Here is an 18,497-nt window from a genome sequence, read left to right on the forward strand (position 1 = left end):
CGCCGGGCGGGTTGTTATTGAATAGCCGGGCGCCGTGCCGCATGCTCCGGCCCATGATCCCGCGTGTTCTCCTTCTGGCCGCGCTGGCCGTCACGCTGCAGACCGGGGCCGCCGCGGCCGCGTGTTATGCCGATTACAAGGCCAAGCAGGACAACCCGTTGCGGCTGCATTACGGCGTGATCGAGTTGCCTGACTCCGCCTGCGGCAGCCGCAGCGCCGCGGCACAGGAGATCGACCGGCGCATCGGCAGCGGCGGCTGGCAGCTTCTGAACGTCATGTCGATCTTCGGCGCTGACGGGCTGGCCGAGCGCAAGGCGAGCGCCGGGGCCTTCTACCTGCGCTACTGAGGACGCGCGGCATGCGTTCACCGGCCACCGCCGACGCACCGCCCCCCGTCCGGGGCCGCCCTTTGCAGGCCGGCCGGGTGGTCGTGGCCGGCATGGCCGCCATCGTTGCGATCCTGCTGGCCGCCGCCGCGCTGCTGTTCATGAACCTGCCCGACGCCAACGCATTCAACACCCGCGTCGAGCGGATCTTCGTCGAGAACGACGGCCTGACCTCGGGCGCCGAGATCCAGCTCCTGGAAATCCTCGCTCAGTCCGGCACCGCGTTTTCCGACGTGCTGGCCTCCTACCGGGTCGTGATCTTCGTGCTGCTGGTCTTTTCCACGGCCCTGCTGATCGCCGCGCTGGTCTTTCTCGTGACCATCATGACCCTCAATCGCCGGATGTCCGAGATCGAGCGCGCCGGAATCCGGGTGTCGTCTCTGACGGTCAACCGGGCAGAGAATACCGTGATCCTGAACGGCATGGCGTTCAAGCTGACCGCGGCCGCGATCGAGACGCTTTCGGTCCTGGCCGAGGCGCGGATGGACGACGACATGCTCTCGGGCGCCGAGATCGAGGCGATGATCTCGGGACGGCCGGCCACGGACTGCGACGAGGCCGCCGGAGCCACGCGGATCAAGCGGCTGAGGGACGCGCTTGGCAACCAGATGGTCAGCGAACTCCTGATCAAGAACGTCGCGCGCCGCGGCTACATGCTCGCCATCGACAAGGACGTGATCCGGCTGCCCTGAGCGCTGGACGGAACGGCCCCACCGGGCCACATTTCGGCCATGACCCGTGCCTTCGCGTCCCCATGCCTCGCCCTCTGCCTGCTGGCCGGCCTCGCCGCGCCCACCCCCGCCGGGGAGGTGATGCTGACCCACCGCGATCTCGTCCGGGCGGGACCGGCCCTCTGGACGGCGCCAGGCTTCACCCTGCCCGCCCAGGACACCGGCCTGCCGATCGTGGGCGGCGCGAACACCGAAGACGGCGCGCGCCTGCTGCGTCACCTGAACGGCACCCGGGCGATCAACGGGTTCGAGGGGATCGTCTACGACAATCGCGACCGGGGCCATTCGCGGCTGCGCCCCGAGCTTTTTCCGCGGCTGACGCATCTTGTCTACGGCGCCGACCTCAGTGCCGAGAACATGGATTACGGGCTTGCGGGGCGGATCATCCTGCCCGCGGTCGTGTTCGGCAATTCCTCCACCGCTCGGACGGGCGGTCCCGTCGCGCGCAGCCAGACGCGCCTCGCGATGACCAACCCGCGTGCGAGAGAGATCACCACGCGGCTCTATTTCCACAACCATATCTTCGTCTATCCAGAGCACCGCGACCACGATGCCGCGGACCGTTTCCCGGCGAACTGGGCCTACAACCTCACCAGCCAGGGCTCCTCTGGCTCGGACCGGCGGTTTCTCAGCGCGATCGCACTGACGCTTGCGGCGTTTCCGGCCGAAACCTTCGCGAAGCTGCGCGAAGAGCGCCTTGTCACGCCGACCGTCCAGATGATCCTGCGGCGCAACCTCGCCGGCGTCTCGTCGCGCGGGGACTATCTTTCGGGCGGGGCGCATCCGGTGGTCTTTGCCGCGGGCCAGCTTCGGACCGGCCGCATGGTGGCGCTGGCCGCCGACATGCGGCCTGGCGACATCCCGCCCGTGGTACGCCTGGAGGTGGTCGAGGAGAGCTTCACGCCCGCCGCCGGCCTCGCCGGGCGGAACGAGCGATTCTTCGACACGACCTCGGCCATCGCGCGCATCTGGCGGGGCTTTCGCGGACGCAACGCGATGGTGGTCTCGGCCGCAGACACAACGGACCCGAACGGGCGCGCGCTGCGGTTCGAGTGGCGTCTGCTGCAAGGCGATCCCGCACGCGTGCGGATCGAGCCGCTGGACGAGGAAGGTCGCCGCGCACGGATCACGGTGGACTGGCACGACCCCGTCTCCGAGCCCACCCCCGGAGGCGAGGGCCACGAGACCCGCCTCCGGTCCCGCGTCGATATCGGCGTCTTCGCGCATAACGGCGTGCATGACAGCGCGCCCGGTTTCGTCTCGATCAGCTTTCCCGCCCACCAGGCCCGGGTCTATGCGCCGGGGCCGGACGGCGCGCCGCGCCTCGTCTCCATCGACTACGACGCACGGGCGCGGGGGCAGTATTACGACCCGGTCCTGCACTGGTCCGCGCCGTGGAAAGACACGGCACGTTACGACGCCGCCGGCACGCTTGCGGGATGGGACAGGCAGCGCCCCGGCGCGGTCCCGCGCTTCGTGCCCGAGACCGGGGCGGATGCGGACGGGGGCTTCCGCTACAGCGTCGACCGAAGCGATCCGGCCGCGCCGGTTCTACGACCCGCCGGCGAGTGACCGGCTATGTCCGCGGCTTGAGGAAGCCGAAGTCGCAACCCTCATCGGCCTGCAATACCTCCGCGGCATAGAGCCGGTCATAGCCTCGGCGCTGTTCGGGCGGAACGATGTCGCTGCTCCAGTCGGCGCGGCGGCGGTCGAGTTCGGCGTCGTCGACGAGGAGTTCGATGCGCTTTTCGCTGACCGAGAGCCGAATCCGGTCGCCCGTGCGGACAAGGGCGAGCGGGCCGCCGATGGCGGCCTCGGGGGCGACGTGCAGGACGATGGTGCCGAAGGCGGTGCCCGACATCCGCGCATCCGAAATGCGGATCATGTCCTTGAGGCCCTTGGACGACAGCTTTTTCGGGATCGGCAGGTAGCCCGCCTCGGGCATGCCGGAGGCGCTTTTGGGCCCCGCGTTCTGTAGCACCATGATGTCGTCGGGGGCGATGTCGAGGCCGGGGGCGTCCATCCGGGTCGCGAGATCCTCCAGCGAGGAGAAGACCACCGCCCGGCCCTCGTGCTCGAAGAGGGACTTGTCGGCGGCCGAGCGTTTCAGGATCGCGCCGCGGGGCGCGAGATTGCCGAACAGCGCCACGAGGCCGCCTTGCGGTTCCAGCGGTTCCCCGGCGCTGGCGATCACGTTGCGGTCGACAAAGCCGGGATCGGTTTCCAGCCGGTCGCCGAGGGTCTGGCCGGTCACGGTCAGCGTGTCGAGATGCAGCAGCGGCTTGAGTTCCCGCAGCACGGCGCCCACGCCGCCCGCGAAGAAGAAATCCTCCATGTAGTGGTTGCCGACGGGTTTGAGGTTCACCAGCACCGGGGTTTCGTCGGAAAGTTGGTTGAGGCGGGTCAGCGGGATGTCGATCCCCAGCCGCCCCGCCACGGCCGTCAGGTGGATGATCGCGTTGGTCGAGCCGCCCAGCGCCAGAAGGACGCGGAGCGCGTTCTCGACGGATTTCTCGGTGATCACCTCGCTCGGCCGGATCGGGTGGTCGATCATCCTTGCGGCGGCCAGCCCCGAGGCCTCGGCCGCGCGCAGCCGGTCGGCATGGACGGCGGGGATCGCGGCGGTGCCGGGCAGCGCCATGCCCAGCGTCTCGGCGATGCAGGCCATGGTGGACGCCGTGCCCATCACCGCGCAGGTGCCCGCGGTGGTGGCCAGCCGCCCCTCGATATCGTTGATCTCGTCGGTCGAGATCTCGCCCGCGCGGTATTTCCCCCAGAACCGCCGGCAATCGGTGCAGGCGCCCAGCCGTTCATTGCCGTAGCGCGAGGTCATCATAGGCCCGGCGACAAGCTGCACCGCGGGCAGGTCGGCCGACGCCGCGCCCATGAGCTGCGCGGGCACCGTCTTGTCGCAGCCCCCAACCAGCACCACGGCATCCATCGGCTGGGCGCGGATCATCTCCTCGGTGTCCATCGACATCAGGTTGCGGAATTTCAGCGAGGTGGGGTTCAGGAACACCTCGCCCAGCGAGATCGTGGGGAAGTCGATGGGCAGGCCTCCCCCCAGCAGCACGCCGCGCTTCACCGCCTCGATCAGTTCCGGGAAATGGCGGTGGCAGTTGTTGAAGCCCGAGGCGCTGTTGGCGATGCCGATGATGGGCTTTTTCAGAACCTCGCGGGAATAGCCCATCGAGGCCGCGAAGGAGTTGCGCAGGTAGACCGAGAAGTCGCGGTCGCCGTAATTCGTGAGCCCGCGGGCGAAACCGCGCGCCATGTCGTCGTCACTCATTATAACCCCTTACCGCGCGAGCTTTATCTTGACGTATTTCGGGTCGAGGTAGTCATGGATGCCGAGCGCGCCGCCCTCGCGGCCCATTCCGCTTTCCTTGACGCCGCCGAAGGGCGCCTCGGCGGTGGCCAGCAGCATCTCGTTCACGCCGATCATCCCGCATTCGAGATCCTCGTAGGCCTTGGTGGCGGTCGTCAGGTCGTTGGAGAACACATAGCCGGCCAGTCCGAAGGGCAGCGAATTGGCGCGTTCCATCACCTCGTCATAGCTTTGGAAGGGGGTGATCGGCGCGACGGGGCCGAAAGGTTCCTCGTGCATCACGCGGGCCTCATCGCGGACGTGGCCCAGCACCGTGGGGGCGTAGAAGAAGCCGCGGTTGATGCCCTCGGGCCGGCGACCGCCGGCCAGCACCTCGGCACCCTTGTCCACCGCATCGGCCACGAGGTCCTGGATGGTGGAGAGGCCGCGCGCATTCGCCATCGGGCCCATCTGCACGCCCTCGTCGAGCCCGCGGCCGAGCTTCAGACCGTTCGCGACTTCGGCGAAGCGGGCCGAGAACCGGTCATACTGGCTTTCATGGACGTAGAAGCGGGTGGGCGAGATGCAGACCTGCCCGCAATTGCGGAACTTGGTGGCAGCGCAGGTTTCGGCAACGGCTTCGGGGTCCACGTCGTCGAAGATCAGCACAGGCCCGTGGCCGCCGAGTTCCATCGAGACGCGTTTCACGCCGTCGGCGGCCAGCCGCAGGATCTGCTTGCCCACGGGGACCGAGCCCGTGACCGAGACCTTGCGCACGATGGGAGAGGCGATCAGCCGTTCGGCGATCATGCCGGAATTGCCGGTCAGGAAGTTCACGGCCCCCGGGGGCACGCCCGCGTCGTGACAGGCCTTGACCAGCGCGGCGCAGGAGGCCGGGGCCTCACCCGCGGGTTTCACGATGATCGCGCAGCCCGCGCCAAGGGCGGCCGCGATCTTGCGCGCGGGCAGGAGCGCGGGAAAGTTCCAGGCGCTGAAGGCGGCGACCACGCCCACGGGCTGATAGATCACGGCCATGCGGCTGTCGGGGGTGCGGGCCTCGATGATCTGGCCGTAGATGCGCTTGGTCTCCTCGGCATACCATTCGAACTGGTCGGCGGCGGCCCCGGTTTCGCCCTTGGCTTCCGCCAGCGGCTTGCCGGTTTCCAGCGACATCAGCGTGGCGATCTCGTCCACCCGGGCGCGGATCAGCTCGGCCGCCTTGCGCAGGATCGCGCCACGCTCCCAGGTGCCGGTCTGGCGCCACTGGGCGAAGCCCGCCTTTGCGGCCTGAAGCGCCGCGTCGATATCGGCCTCGGTCGCCACGGCGATGGTGCCCAGCCGCTCCTCGGTCGCGGGGTCGTGGACGCCCTTGGTCGCCCCGTCGCTAGCCGCGCGCCAGCCCCCCCCAATGAACAGATCAAGATCGTGATACATGGGTTCCCTCAGATATTCTGTTGCAGGTAGCGCGACTGGACGTCCTCGACCCAGTTGCCGACATTCCAGCTGCCATAGGCGCCCATCTCGGAGATCGGGTCGCGGCCGTTGTAGACGGGGATATGGACCAGCGAGAGGCCGACATGGGAATGCGCCTCGGCCAGCGCGGCCTCGAGGTCGTTCAGGCAATGCCCGCCGCGAACCGCCTTCACACCCGCAACGGCGCTGGCCATCCGGACGTAGTCGACCGGCACGCTGTCATTCGTGGCGAATTCCACCCCGTATTGCGCGTATTGCAGCCCGGTGATCGCGGCCATCCGGCGGTTGTCGAAGAGCGCGATCATGCCCTTCACCCCGTGTTCCACCGCGTCGATCAGCACCTGCGGGTTCATCATGAACGACCCGTCGCCGGTGAACGCGACGGCGTATTTCGGCGCGCTGGCGCCCGCCGCGCCCATCAGCGCCGAGACCGCGAAGCCCATGTAGGAGGCGCCGGCCTCGGTGAAGGTTTCGCCGGGCGCGTCGTCCTCGACGATCTGGAAGCCGTTGGCCTGCACGTCGCCTGCATCGAAGAACTTGATCGCGCCGTGTTTCTTGGCGAAGCGGGCGACGGCGCCGATGGCTGCCGGCTGGGTCAGGCAGTCGCGGCCGAAGGCGGGATCGTGCAAGGGCGGCGCGCTCAGGCGGCTTTCCTTGAACGCGGTCCATTCGGCCTTCTTGGCCGCGCAGGCGGCCAGCCAGTCCGCCCGGTCCGTGCGCTCGGTCGCGGCGATCAAGCGGTCGGCGCAGGCCCCCACGTCCCCCGGCAGGCAGACCGTGTTGGCGTAGTGGCTGACATCGTCCAGATCGTCGTTGATGTTGATGACGGCGCGCGCGTTCGGGTAGCCCACGCCCGAGCAATCGGCCTGGCAGACCCCGCGGGAGCCCGCGAAGATCACCAGATCGGCCTGTTCCATCGCGAAATTGCCGCTGATCGACCCCTTGGAGCCCCCCACATGCATGTTCTGCGGGTGCGCGTCGGGCAGCACGCCGGTGGAGCCCGGGGACAGCACCACTGCCGCGCCCAGATGTTCCGCCAGGCGGCGGATCGCGCCGGGCGCGCCGCGGGTGCCGCCGCCGGCCTTGATGACAGGGCGCTGCGCCGTTTTCAGCACCTCGCCGGCCCGCTCGAACACGCCGCTGCCGCCCGCGGGCGCCATCGGCGGCACGTCCAGACGGCCCGGCAGCGTGACAAGGTTGACCTCTGCCTGCTGCGGCTGGGTGTTGATCGGCAGCAGGATGTAGAACGGCCCCGCCTTGTAGGGGTGATGGGTGCAGGCGGTGCCCCGGCGCAGGCAGTCGCGCAGGGCTTCCGGCGTGTGCAGCGTGTAGGACTGGCCCATCAGCGCGGTGATCCGGCCGAACATGCCCTGCTCGGGCTTCGGCACCTGCTGCATGTTGTAGCCTTCGCCCCGCGTCGTCTCGTCCCCGTAGATGTGGTAGGCGCCGACCCCGTTCGAGGCCGCCGCCAGCGACCCCGCCATCGCCTGCAACGCCCCCGGCCCGATCGAGGTCACCACCGCGGGCGTTTCGCCGTAGACCCAGGCATGCGCGGTGGCGGCATGGGCCATCTCAACCTCGTTGCGGCAGTTGATTACCGCCACCTGCCCTTCCTCGGCATAGACCCTGAGCACGTTGCCGAGATCGGTCGAGCCGTGGCCGAAGATCGCGAAGAAACTGCGCACGCCCTGGCGGAGGAGGCCCAGCACCAGCCCTTCGGAGAGGGTCAGCGTGGCGCGGGCGGGCAGGCGCCCGGCGGCCAGCGCCCGGGCGACGCCCCCCGCCTCTGCCAGCGCGCGGGCGCGCTCGCGCATCTGCGCCTCCAGTGCCGTGTCGGGGCGGTCATTCGGATGGGGTGACTGAAGCACTTGCCTTGTCCTCCGTTCTGCGGGCGGAAATCGTGGCGCGGGTGGCGCGCAGCACCTGGGCGCCGACGACAAGCGCGGCAAGCCCCAGGAAGACCGCGCCGGGAATGCTGGAGACGAACACCGAGGGGTCGCCCTCGGACAGGATCATCGCGGTGCGGAACTCGCGCTCGATGGCGGGGCCCAGCACCAGCCCGAGGATGATCGGGGTGAGCGGAATGTTCACCCGCGACAGGCCGTAGGCGATGGCGCCCAGCACCGCGACCGAGACCACGTCGAACACCGAATTGCGGATCGCGAACGCGCCATAGGCGCACATCACGATGATGCCGACGGCGAGAAGATGCGCGGGCACCCGCAGCACCTGCACGAAGAAGCGGATGCCCAGAAGCTGGATCGCGACGACCGAGACATAGGCCACGATGATCGCGATGTAGATCTGGTAGATTTCGCCCGGGTTCTGAAGAAACAGCATCGGCCCCGGGATCAGCCCGTGGATCAGCAGCCCCGAGAGCAGGATCGCGGTGGCCGGATCGCCCGGGATGCCGAGCGACAGAAGCGGGATCATCGCGCCGCCCGTCACCGCGTTGTTCGCCGTCTCGGGCGCCACGACCCCGCCCATCTCGCCCTTGCCGAAGCGCTCGGGGCGCTTGGCGGTCTTCTTGGCGTGGGCATAGGCGAGGAAGGCCGCGATCGGCCCGCCGGTGCCCGGGATCGCGCCGATGCCCGTGCCCAGAAGCGCGCAGCGCAGCATCAGCCAGAACTGGCCGCCGATATCACGGAGCGTGGGCAGCTCCGCGCGCACGTCCGCCACCTCTTCGGGGCGCCGTTCCTCGGCAAAATAGGTCACGAAGGCCTCGATCACATGCGGCACCGCGAAAAGCGCGATCATCGCGACCAGCAGGCTGACCCCCTGCTGCAGCACCACGGTGCCGAAGGTCAGCCGCTGGACGCCCTCCATCTCGTCGATGCCGATGGTCATCACCAGAAGGCCCAGCACCCCCGCGATCAGCCCCTTGACCAGGGATTTCTGGGCGAGTCCGCAGATCGTCGAAAGCCCGAAGATCAGCAGCCCGAAGGTCTCGGCCGGCCCGAAGCGCAGCGCGAGCTTGGCCACCGTGTCGACCGAGGCGACCATGATCATCAGGCTGACGATGCCCCCGAAGGCCGAGGCCACGACCGCGGTGCCGAGCGCCAGAGACGCCTTGCCCCGCCGCGTGAGCTGGTAGCCGTCGAGCACGGTCGCCGCCGCCGAGGGCGTGCCCGGAATGCCGACCAGGATCGCCGAGACCGAGCCTCCGGTCATGCCCCCGATATAGGTGCCCAGCAGCAGCCCGATGGCCGGCGCGGTGTCGAGCGAAAACGACATCGGCACCACCAGCGCCATCGCGACGGTGAAGGTCAGCCCCGGGATCGCCCCGAAGACCACGCCCAGAAGGCAGCCCGACAGAACCGCGACAAGCGCGGCCGGCGCGAGCGCCACCTGGGCTGCGGCGAGCAGGAGGTCCATCATCCTCTCCGTCGTTTCGGACCGGTCCCCGCGCGCCGGGGAGCGGGGTTGTCCCTAGAAGAGCGAAATCCAGGTTCCGGGCGGCATGTAGGCGCCGAGCAGTTTGCCGAAGGCGAGCCAGGCCCCGAAGGCGATGCCGAAGGCCATGCCGCCGACCACCAGCGGGCGCCGTTCGCCGAGCACGAAAACCAGGGTCGCCGCCACGGTCAGCACCGTCGCCGGGACGAAGCCGATCTTCTGCATCAGGAACCCGAAGCCCGCGATGATCGCGCAGACCGCAACGACGAGCCCAAGCCGGAGCCCCGTCGAGACCGGCGCGGCCGGCCTCTCGTCCGGGTCGGCCACCTCGTCCGGCGGGTAGGCGCCCCTGAGACCCTTGGCCAGCAAGAGCGCCGACAGCACCCCCAGCCCCACGCCCAGCCAGAGCGGGAAGGCCCGGGGGCCCACGCCGTCGAAGCCCGGCGGTACGCTCAGCCAGACCGCCACGGTCCAGGCGACCGCGAAGAGCAGCAGCACGCTCCCCGCGATCACATCCTGGCGTCGCTCGGCCTCCAGAGACGGCACGCCCATGGCCCTATTGCTTCTTCAGGCCGAGATCGCCCATCAGCGCCGAGATCGTCTCGTCGTCGCGCGCGATCACCTCGCCGAAGGCCGCGTGATCGGCGAAGTCGATCTCGAAACCGATGGTCTCGGCGGCGGTCTTGAACGCCTCGGTCTCGGTCGCGGCATGGGCCGCGTCCTGAAGTTTCATGACCACGTCCTCGGGCGTGCCCGCGGGCGCGGCGAGACCGCGCCACATCACGATGTCCATGTCGCCCGCGCCGCTCTCGGCGCAGGTCGGCACGTCGGGCAGCTGGCTGATGCGCTCGGCCGAGGTGACGCAGAGGATCTTCAGCGTGCCCGCCTCGTGATGCGAGATGAACTGGCCCGGCCACTGCACCGCCGCGTCCAGCCGTCCCGCCAGCAGCTCGACCGGCGCGCGGCCCTTGTCGTAGGGCACGTGCGTGGCCATGTCCGACAGCCCGATCGAGGCCAGCACCGCCTCGGTGGTCAGGTGGGTGAACGAGCCCTTGCCCGAGGCCCCGACCTTCAGCTTCTCGCCCGAGGCCTTGATGTCCTCGGCCATGTCGGAGAGAGACTCCCACCCGCTATCGGCGCGCACCGCGACCGCGGGCACCTCGACGCTGACCTTGGCGATGGGTTCGAACGCGGTGTAGTCGAAATCGATCCGCCCGCCGCGATAGCCGGTGATGATGGAGTTCGAGTTCCAGACGATGTTGTAGCCGTCCGCGTCGGTGCCATGGACGTATTGATAGCCCACCGCGCCGCCGCCGCCGTTGCGCGACACCGGCACCACCGGCTCCCCCAGTTCCTTGGACATCAGGTCGGCGAGCAACTGCCCGATGGTCTGGGCGGTGCCGCCGAACAGCACCGTCATCTCGACCGGCTTTTCCGGAAACTCGGCGCGGGCCGGGCCGGCGAGCCCGACGGCCAGCGCGGCCGAGAGCGCGACAGATGCAAGAATCCCCTTGTTCATCTTGGTTCTCCTCCCTTCGATTTGCCGCCCGAGGCGGCGTGCGGCAGTCCTCCACTGCCAGTCCTTTTGTGCCGGGCCGCCCCTCCCCGAGCGACCCGGCCTTTTGTCAGTCCGACCGCTGCGCCAGCGCCCAGGCGTCGCGGATCACCCGCTTGGCATTGGCCATGATCACCTCGGACACCTCGCCCGCCAGCACCGGGCGCACCTCGGCGCTGACCACGGGCCGTTCGGGCTTGTCAAAGAAACCCGCCTTCTTCAGCTCCTTGAAGAAGGTGACGACCTCGGGCGTGTCGGTCTCGCCGCCGGGGATGCCGAAGCGGGGCTGGATATCGCCATAGGCGGGGTGCGACTTGTCGCGGAAGGCGCAGTTGCCCAGATGCACCGCGTCCAGCCACTGGGCCATTTGCGGGATGCTGTCCTCGGGCGTCTCATCCAGCAGCGGGAAGTGGCTGAGATCGGTCAACAGGCCGAAATTCGAGTAGTCGGGTCGGATCGCACGCGCGACGTCCACCGCGTCGCCCACCGGGCCGATCAGATTCTTCTTGTCGATGCCCCGGTCGAAGATCTTCAGCGTGAAGGCCAGCCCATCCTTTTCCTCGGCGGCGTAGTCGAGGATCTGGTGCAGCGAGTCGATCAGCAGCTTCTTGGCCTCCTCGCGCTTCTCGTCGCCGGGGTCCTTGCCCGCGATGAGCCGCACCACCTCGGCGCCCAGTTGGCGCGCCTCGTCGACCGCGCTCTTGATCGCCTCAACGGCCTTCATCCGCTCGCCCGTGTCGAAATGGTTCAGGTTGAACTTGTTGCTCAGCACCTTGGGCTGGGTGGCGTAGGCCACCGACAGGTGGCTCTGGTCCAGCAGGTGGCGCGCGGTGTTGCGCACGCGGTAGTCCTTCATCCAGCCCACCTCGACGGCGGTCCAGAATTCGTCGGCGCAGATCTTCTCCAGCGTCTCGACGATGGGGCCGGCCCCGGTCTCGATGCCGGGGAAGGCCTTGAAATGGACGATGCCGACCCGCATCGCGCTGTACATCGAGGTTTCCATGCGTCGCGTTCTCTCCCTCTTCGGTCGCCGGACGGTTCTGGCAAGCGCCCGTACGGCCTTTCTCGTTACTCTGCAGCGCGGGGCGCGGCCGGCACCCGCGCCTCCTTCTCGGCAATCGCGGCCAGCACCTTCTCGGGCGTCGCGGGCAGCGACTTGATGCGCACGCCGACCGCGTCGTGGATCGCGTTCATGATCGCGGGCGCGGTCGGCACCAGCGCGGGCTCGCCGATCCCCTTGGCGCCGAGCGGGCTGAGCGGGTCGGGATCCTCGACCAGCACCGAGGTGATCTCGGGCACGTCCAGCGCGGTCGGCAGGATGTATTTGGCGAAGCCGTGGGTGACGGGCTGGCCGCCGATGGTCCGGTAATCCTCCATCAGCGCCTGGCCGAGCCCCTGGACCACGCCGCCCTCGATCTGGCCCTCGACGCCGCGGGGGTTGATCACCCGGCCCACGTCATGGGCGGCCCAGAGGCCGAGCACCTGCACCTCGCCGGTGACGGTATCCACCTCGACCTCTGCCACCTGGGTGCCGAAGACGTAGGCCTGCCACGGCGCGCCGGAACCATCCTCGGGGTCCAGACCGGTGCCGTGCGCGGTGAAATGACCCGACCCGACGGGCACCACGCCGCGCTTCTTGGCGATGTCGACCGCCTCGGCCATGGTCATGGCGAGGTTGGTGCCATGCGCCTTTAGTTCCCCGTCAAAGGCGACCAGCGTGCCTTCGTCCACCTCCCAATGGGCGGCGATCTCGGCGAAGAGCCGGGCCTTGGCCTCGCGGCAGGCCAGCGCCACCGAATTGCCGATCATGTAGGTCTGGCGCGTGGCGCCGGCATGGGCGGCCTCGGGCGACCGGGCCGTATCGTTGTCACCGAGGGTCACGTCCTCGGGGCGGATGCCCAGTTCCTCGGCGGCGACCTGGGCCAGCACCGTTAGGATGCCCTCGCCGATCTCGGTCACGCCGGTGACGACCTTGGCGGTGCCGCCGTCGTCCAGCTCCGCCCAGGCGCCGGCGCGGTCCACCGTGGCGGTGCGCGCGATGCCGTACCAGCTTGCCGCGACGCCGCGGCCGCGCCTCTTGCGTTGCATCAGGCCACCCTTTCCTTGCTGTCCTTCGGCGTCTCGAACCGCGCGCCCAGCGTGCAGGGCGCGCGGGTGCCGGGGCCGTTCAGGTCGCCCCGCACCGGCCCGCGCATGGTGGGCGGCCCGGCCTCCCAGTGCGACGCCGCTTCGGCGGCGGCCAGCACCCGGTCGATCGAGGCGGAGTCGAGCCGCTGTTGCGTGTGGGTGAGCGATCCGGCGGTCATCATGTTGCGCCGCCGGATCTCGAACGGGTCGAGGCCGAGGCGTTCGGCGGCGATATCCATCATGCTTTCGGTCGCGAACTGCGCCTGCATGCCGCCGAAGGTGCGGAAGGCGCCCGACGGCGTGTTGTTGGTGTAGACGGCGGTGGTGTCGACCTGCAGGTTTTCCACCTCGTAGGGCCCGCAGGACAGGATCGCGGCCTTGCGCATCACGCCCTCGGACGACATGCCGTAGGCGCCGCCATCGGACAGCATCTCGAACTTGATCGCGGTGATACGGCCGTCGTTTTTCAGCCCCATGCGGTATTTCACGCGCGAGGGGTGGCGCTTGGCCGAGGCGACGATCGATTCCTCGCGGGTGAAGACGAGGCGCACGGGGCGGTACGTCTTCATCGCGGCCAAGGCCAGCATGCCCTGGTAGATCATGTCCTCCTTGCCGCCGAATCCGCCGCCGACGGGGGACATGATGAAGCGCACCTTGTTGATGGGTTTCGCGATGATCCCGGCCAGCATGTGGCGGTGGTGGGTGATGTTCTGGCTGGGCGAAATGACGGTCACGACGTCATCGGCGTCCACATAGGCGAGCCCGGCCTCGGGTTCGAGATAGGCATGTTCGACCTGCTGGGTGGTGAAGGTGTCCTCGAGGATCAGGTCGGCCTCGGCGAAGCCCTTGTCGATATCGCCTTTGCGCAGGGGTATGTGTTTCACGACGTTGCCCGGGGCATAGTCGTGGATGACCGGGGCACCGGGTTTCAGCGCGTCCTCGGGGTCGAAGAGGCCGGGGAGTTCGCGGTACTCGACCTTGATCTTCGCCAGCGCCTTGCGCGCGGTGGCCACGTCCTCGGCGGCGACCGCGGCGACGGCCTCGCCCACGTGACGGACCTTGCCGCGGGCCATGATCGGCTGGTCGTGGACGAAAACGCCGAAGCCGTCGGTGCCCGGCACATCATCGGCGGTGATGACGCAGGCCACGCCCTCCATGGCTTCCGCCTCGGAGGTGTCGATGGAGACGATCTCGGCATGGGCATGGGGCGAGCGCAGGACGGCCATATGCGCCATGTCCGGCATCACCATGTCGCCCGCGTATTTCAGCCGGCCGGTCACCTTCGACGGCGCATCGAGCCGCCGGACATTGTGGCCGATGAAGCTGTCGCCCACGGTGTCGGGCTCCAGCGCGGCGGGGCCGGCGCGGCCCGTCACCACGTCGCGGGCCAGGGCGACCGCCTCGATGATCTTGGAATACCCCGTGCAGCGGCAGATATTGCCGCCCATGCGTTCCTTGATCTCGTCAAGGCTGGCCTCGGGCGCCTCGCGCAGGACGGACGTCGCGGCCATCACCATGCCGGGGATGCAATAGCCGCACTGACTGGCCCCGGTCTTGTGGAACGCCTTCTGGATCGCCTCCAGCTCGCCCGGTTTCGCCAGCCCCTCGACCGTCTGGATCTCGGCGCCTTGCGCCTTGGCGGCCGGCATCAGGCAGGATTTCACCAGCTTGCCGTCGACGAAGACGGAACAGGTGCCGCATTCGCCGGCGCCGCAGCCTTCCTTGGTGCCGGTCAGGTTCAACGCGTCGCGCAGGAAATCCAGCAGGCGCTGGCCGGGATCGGCGAGGCGCGCGACCTTGCGGCCGTTCACCTGCATTTCCAGTTTCATCTCAGGCATGTTCTGCCTCCTTGCGTTCGGCCGTCTGCGGCGCGCTGCGCGCCCGTTCTGTGGCCTCTTCCAGCGCGGCGCGGACGAAGCCCGGCACGACGCGGCGGCGATAGTCGATGCGGCTTCGCGAAGCGACGCGGTCGGCGGCGGTCTCGGCCACCTCGGCGATCAGGCGGGCATCGACGGCCTCCCCCTTCAGCCGGTCCTCGATGTCGCGCAGGCGTTCGGGCACCGGGCCGACGCCGCCCAGCGCCAGGCGCACGTCCTGGAACCGGGTGCCGGTTTCGTCCAGCTTCACCAGCGCGGCGAGGCAGGCGACCGAGATCACCAGCGACCTGCGCAGGCCGACCTTCTGGAAGGACGCGCCGTACCCCTCGGCCACATCGAGCGTGACCGAGTTCACGATCTCGCCCGGGGCAAGCCGCGTGGCACCGGGGCCGGTCACGAAGTCCTCGACCCGCATGGTGCGGCACATGACGTGGTCGCCCGCCCAGCGGCAGAGTTCCAGCTCGCCGTTCAGAGCGAGCACCGGCGGCGTGCCATCGGCGGCGGGCGAGGCGTTGACGAGGTTGCCCGCAAGCGTGGCCTGCTGGCGGATCTGGTCATCGGCGAACCAGACCGAACAATAGGGCATCACCGGCAGCCAGCGGGCAAGTTGCGTGTCGTCGAGGAAATCCTGCCAGACCACGTTCGCGCCCAGCCGCACCCGCGGCCCGTGGCGTTCATAGCCCTGTAACTCGGCGACGCGGCTGAGGTCGATCCCCAGCGGCAGGTGCACATCCCCCGCGCGCCCCTCGCGCGCCCAGGGCAGGATGTCGGTCGCACCTGCAACCAGCCGTGCGCCCTCGGGCGCGTCTGCCCAAAGCGCCAGCGCCTCGGGTAGAGTCGCAGGCATTTCGTATCGGTCGAATGTCAGCATGTCCCTGGCCCCTCCCTTGGCCATGGACGGGGCCGCCCTTCCCAAGGCGGCCCCGGGCCCTTACTCGGCGGCCACCCTCCGGGCTTCGGAATGGGGGTTCTTCACCACCACCTTGATCGCGTCCTCGACGCGGTCCTTGGCGTAGCGGATCGCCTCCTTCAGATCCTCCATCTCGAAGGTGTGGGTGTGGATCAGGGTGGCGTCGAACCGCTTTTGCCGCATGAACGCCTCGGCCCGGTGGGTCGCGGATTTACCTTCGCCGCGAATGCCGTAGACGTAGATGTTGTTGCGCACCAGATGCGCCACGTCGACCTGCGGCGGCTCGCCGGGGAAGGCCGCGAGGCAGACCTTGCCGCCGCGGTTGACCATCTGGCAGGCCTCGTTGATCGCGTTCGCCGCGGCGGAACACTCCAGCACGTAATCGACCCCGATCCCGCCGTTCAGACGCTTGGCCGCCTCGACCGGGTCCTCGTTGCGGACGTTGACCACGTGATCGGCACCCAGCTTCTTGCCGATCTCCAGGCGATTGTCGCGGGTGCCGGTCAGGATGACGGGCTGCGCGCCCAGCGCCTTGGCGACCGCGACGCCGAGCAGGCCGATCGGCCCCGGCCCGGTGACCACCACGCTTTCGCCGGCCACCAACCCGCCCAGTTCCGTCAGCCCGTACATCGCGGTGCCCGCGGTGACGACCAGCGTCGCCTCCTCGTCGGACATGGTGTCATCGACATGGATCAGCGTGTTGATGTTGTTGACCTGGTATTCGCAGAAGCCCCCGTCGGTGGTGAACCCGTTGGCGCGGTGACCCTTGTCCACGTCGCCGTAATTCTTCCCGTAGTTGTGGCAGGACGTGTACATGCCCTGCCGGCAGCGCTTGCACTGGCCGCAGCCGGCGTGAATTTCCACCGTCACCCGCTCACCGATCTCGTATTCGTCGACGCCGGGGCCCAGCGCCACGACGGTGCCCATGTATTCATGGCCCGGCGTGAAGTTCTTGTTGAAGGGCTCCCCGCCCTCGATCTGGGCCGGCGGGCCGTGATAGATGATCTCAAGGTCGGTCGCGCAAATCGCCACCGCGTCGATCCGCACCAGCACCTCGGCCTTTTTCGGTACCGGCACGGGTTTTTCGGCAAGCGTCAACTCGCCCGGATCGCCCAGCACCCAGGCCTTCATCGTTTCGGGGATCGGATAGCTGCTGTCCGTCTTTACGCCCGCCGGCATCGTCATCTCGAAATCCTCCCTGAATTTTTCGAGTTCGCGTGTCTTCCCTTGTCCGTCGCCGCGCGCCCTCACCCCACGCCCAGACGCAGCCGGTCCGACAGCTTGCGGGCGCAAGCCATCACCTCCTGCGTGACGTGATCGCGGCAGGGGTCGGTCGCCAGGGCCACCGGCATCGACGCCGAGATCGAGCCGATCACGGCCCCCTTCTCGTTCCGCAAGGCCGCGCCATAGCAGACGACGCCCTCCTTCAACTCCTCGGTATCCACCGCGAAGCCGTTGCGGCGCACCCAGCGCAGGTCCTCGGTCAGATCGGACAGGCTGGTGATGGTATTCGGCGTGAAGCGCTCCAGACCGTTTTCCGAGATGATCTTCAGAACCTGGTCCTCGGGCAGCCAGGCGAGGATCGCCTTGCCCGTGGCGGTGGCGTGCGCGGCGCGCATCTTGACGATCTCGTCGGCCTCGATGACGTGGGTTTCGGCCACGTTGGCCTTGAACCGCGTGACAAGCGCCGCCCCCTGCATCTCGGCGAGCTGCACCGCGAGCCCCAACTTGCCCGACAGCTCGATCAGATCGGTGCGCGCGAAGTCGGACAGATCGGTCTTGCGCGCGTTGACCTCGGTCAGCTCGTGCAGGCGCGAACTCAGCATGTAGCCGCGGTTGCGCCCGGCATTCAGGACATAACCGCGCTCGACCAGGGTCGCGATCAGGTGGTGGCAGGTCGACACGTTGAGCCCGGCCCGCTCGGCCACCGTGCCAAGCGCGAGCGCCTCCGGCGCGGCGGCCAGGATTTCCAGGATGGTCAGCGCCCGATCCACGGACTGGATGCGACGCGGCGGCCGGTCGCCGCCCGCCCCTCCGCCTTGCAGGGCATCCATCGCGCCCGCCGCAGATCCCGCCATGGTCACTTTCCTCACGAACGCCTCCCTTGGGGCAAAGCGTGGCGCATGATTGAATTTGCGTCAATGGTTTTTCGTGAAATCGAAGTCTATTTGATAATGTGAAATTCTGAACGCGGATCGTGCCTTGACAGATCCTCGGTTGGGGCTATACCGCCGCTTAGGGAGGACTCGGTCACCCCTGAACGGAGCGCCGCACGTGAGCACCCATTACATCGTCTATGTCAGCCAGGCCGATGCCGAGCTGACGCAGCAAGACCTCGAGGACATTCTCGAGGAATCGCGCAGCTACAACCCGCGGCACGGCATCACCGGCATCCTTCTCTTCGCCGAACGCGAAGGGCGTTACCGGGGCAGCTTCATGCAACTGATCGAGGGCGAGGAAGCCGAGCTCGAGACGCTGCGCAAGCGCATATTCTCGGACCCGCGGCACCACACGAAGGTGGTCCTCGAACGCGGCCGGAAGGAGGCGCGCGACTTTCCCGACTGGTCGATGGCCTTCAAGACAGTGGCACGCTCCGAACTCGGCCGCCATCCGGTCTTCTGCGAACTCGGCGACCCGAAATTCCAAGAAAAATGCGCGAACGAGGGCATGGACGGGGCGCTGTCCTTCCTCTGCGATTTCTGGAGCGAAGCCGCCTGACGCCGCCCCCGGGCAACAAC

16 protein-coding genes are annotated in these 18,497 nt (G+C 68.4%); 4 read left to right on the forward strand and 12 right to left on the reverse strand.

Annotated elements, in window-relative coordinates:
• The first annotated feature begins 53 nt into the window (after nucleotides 1-53).
• The 3 genes from BUR28_RS12450 (at nucleotide 54) to BUR28_RS12460 (ending at nucleotide 2,689) form a co-directional block, all read left to right on the forward strand.
• Nucleotides 54-347 (forward strand): hypothetical protein, encoded by a 294-nt coding sequence (locus tag BUR28_RS12450; RefSeq protein WP_074221638.1) that lies wholly within the window; start codon nucleotides 54-56, stop codon nucleotides 345-347.
• Between the two features lie 92 nt (nucleotides 348-439).
• Nucleotides 440-1,078, forward strand: a complete 639-nt coding sequence (locus BUR28_RS12455; RefSeq protein WP_254813809.1) for a winged helix-turn-helix domain-containing protein — start codon at nucleotides 440-442, stop codon at nucleotides 1,076-1,078.
• 39 nt (nucleotides 1,079-1,117) lie between these two features.
• The gene (locus tag BUR28_RS12460; protein ID WP_074220420.1) at nucleotides 1,118-2,689 is read left to right on the forward strand and encodes a hypothetical protein; all 1,572 of its coding nucleotides are present in this window, start codon (nucleotides 1,118-1,120) and stop codon (nucleotides 2,687-2,689) included.
• Between the two features lie 4 nt (nucleotides 2,690-2,693).
• Here BUR28_RS12460 and BUR28_RS12465 read toward each other — a convergent pair whose 3' ends face one another.
• The 12 genes from BUR28_RS12465 to BUR28_RS12520 all read right to left on the reverse strand — a co-directional run bounded on the left by BUR28_RS12465 (nucleotide 2,694) and on the right by BUR28_RS12520 (nucleotide 17,852).
• On the reverse strand, nucleotides 2,694-4,406 hold the full coding sequence (locus BUR28_RS12465) for a dihydroxy-acid dehydratase (RefSeq protein ID WP_074220421.1): 1,713 nt from the start codon (nucleotides 4,404-4,406) through the stop codon (nucleotides 2,694-2,696).
• Between the two features lie 9 nt (nucleotides 4,407-4,415).
• Complete coding sequence (locus BUR28_RS12470) at nucleotides 4,416-5,858, reverse strand: NAD-dependent succinate-semialdehyde dehydrogenase (protein WP_074220422.1); 1,443 nt, start codon at nucleotides 5,856-5,858, stop codon at nucleotides 4,416-4,418.
• An 8-nt stretch (nucleotides 5,859-5,866) separates the two neighbouring features.
• Entirely contained in the window at nucleotides 5,867-7,765 is a 1,899-nt protein-coding gene (locus BUR28_RS12475) for a thiamine pyrophosphate-binding protein (protein ID WP_217693524.1), read from the reverse strand.
• Entirely contained in the window at nucleotides 7,740-9,272 is a 1,533-nt protein-coding gene (locus tag BUR28_RS12480; protein ID WP_074220424.1) for a tripartite tricarboxylate transporter permease, read from the reverse strand. The genes BUR28_RS12475 and BUR28_RS12480 overlap by 26 nt, the downstream gene beginning before the upstream one ends.
• Nucleotides 9,273-9,326: 54 nt before the next feature.
• A complete protein-coding gene (locus BUR28_RS12485) occupies nucleotides 9,327-9,842 on the reverse strand; it encodes a tripartite tricarboxylate transporter TctB family protein (RefSeq protein WP_074220425.1) in 516 nt (171 codons plus the stop codon).
• A 4-nt stretch (nucleotides 9,843-9,846) separates the two neighbouring features.
• The gene (locus BUR28_RS12490) at nucleotides 9,847-10,809 is read right to left on the reverse strand and encodes a Bug family tripartite tricarboxylate transporter substrate binding protein (RefSeq protein ID WP_074220426.1); all 963 of its coding nucleotides are present in this window, start codon (nucleotides 10,807-10,809) and stop codon (nucleotides 9,847-9,849) included.
• A gap of 106 nt (nucleotides 10,810-10,915) precedes the next feature.
• Nucleotides 10,916-11,848, reverse strand: a complete 933-nt coding sequence (locus BUR28_RS12495; protein WP_074220427.1) for a sugar phosphate isomerase/epimerase family protein — start codon at nucleotides 11,846-11,848, stop codon at nucleotides 10,916-10,918.
• A gap of 65 nt (nucleotides 11,849-11,913) precedes the next feature.
• Nucleotides 11,914-12,933 carry a xanthine dehydrogenase family protein molybdopterin-binding subunit gene (locus BUR28_RS19510; protein ID WP_074220428.1) on the reverse strand — a complete coding sequence of 340 codons (1,020 nt, stop codon included), beginning with the start codon at nucleotides 12,931-12,933 and terminating at the stop codon, nucleotides 11,914-11,916.
• A complete protein-coding gene (locus BUR28_RS19515) occupies nucleotides 12,933-14,810 on the reverse strand; it encodes a molybdopterin-dependent oxidoreductase (protein ID WP_074220429.1) in 1,878 nt (625 codons plus the stop codon). Before BUR28_RS19515 ends, BUR28_RS19510 begins: the two co-directional genes overlap by 1 nt.
• Entirely contained in the window at nucleotides 14,803-15,720 is a 918-nt protein-coding gene (locus tag BUR28_RS12510) for an FAD binding domain-containing protein (protein WP_074220430.1), read from the reverse strand. The genes BUR28_RS19515 and BUR28_RS12510 overlap by 8 nt, the downstream gene beginning before the upstream one ends.
• A 60-nt stretch (nucleotides 15,721-15,780) precedes the next feature.
• On the reverse strand, nucleotides 15,781-16,944 hold the full coding sequence (locus BUR28_RS12515; protein WP_074220431.1) for a zinc-dependent alcohol dehydrogenase: 1,164 nt from the start codon (nucleotides 16,942-16,944) through the stop codon (nucleotides 15,781-15,783).
• Nucleotides 16,945-17,006: 62 nt separating this feature from the next.
• Complete coding sequence (locus tag BUR28_RS12520) at nucleotides 17,007-17,852, reverse strand: IclR family transcriptional regulator (RefSeq protein WP_139307569.1); 846 nt, start codon at nucleotides 17,850-17,852, stop codon at nucleotides 17,007-17,009.
• Nucleotides 17,853-18,033: 181 nt separating this feature from the next.
• Between BUR28_RS12520 and BUR28_RS12525 the strand changes: the two genes are divergently transcribed.
• The gene (locus tag BUR28_RS12525) at nucleotides 18,034-18,477 is read left to right on the forward strand and encodes a BLUF domain-containing protein (RefSeq protein WP_074220433.1); all 444 of its coding nucleotides are present in this window, start codon (nucleotides 18,034-18,036) and stop codon (nucleotides 18,475-18,477) included.
• Nucleotides 18,478-18,497 lie beyond the last annotated feature (20 nt).

The organism is Rhodovulum sp. ES.010 (assembly GCF_900142935.1).
GTDB lineage: Bacteria > Pseudomonadota > Alphaproteobacteria > Rhodobacterales > Rhodobacteraceae > Rhodovulum.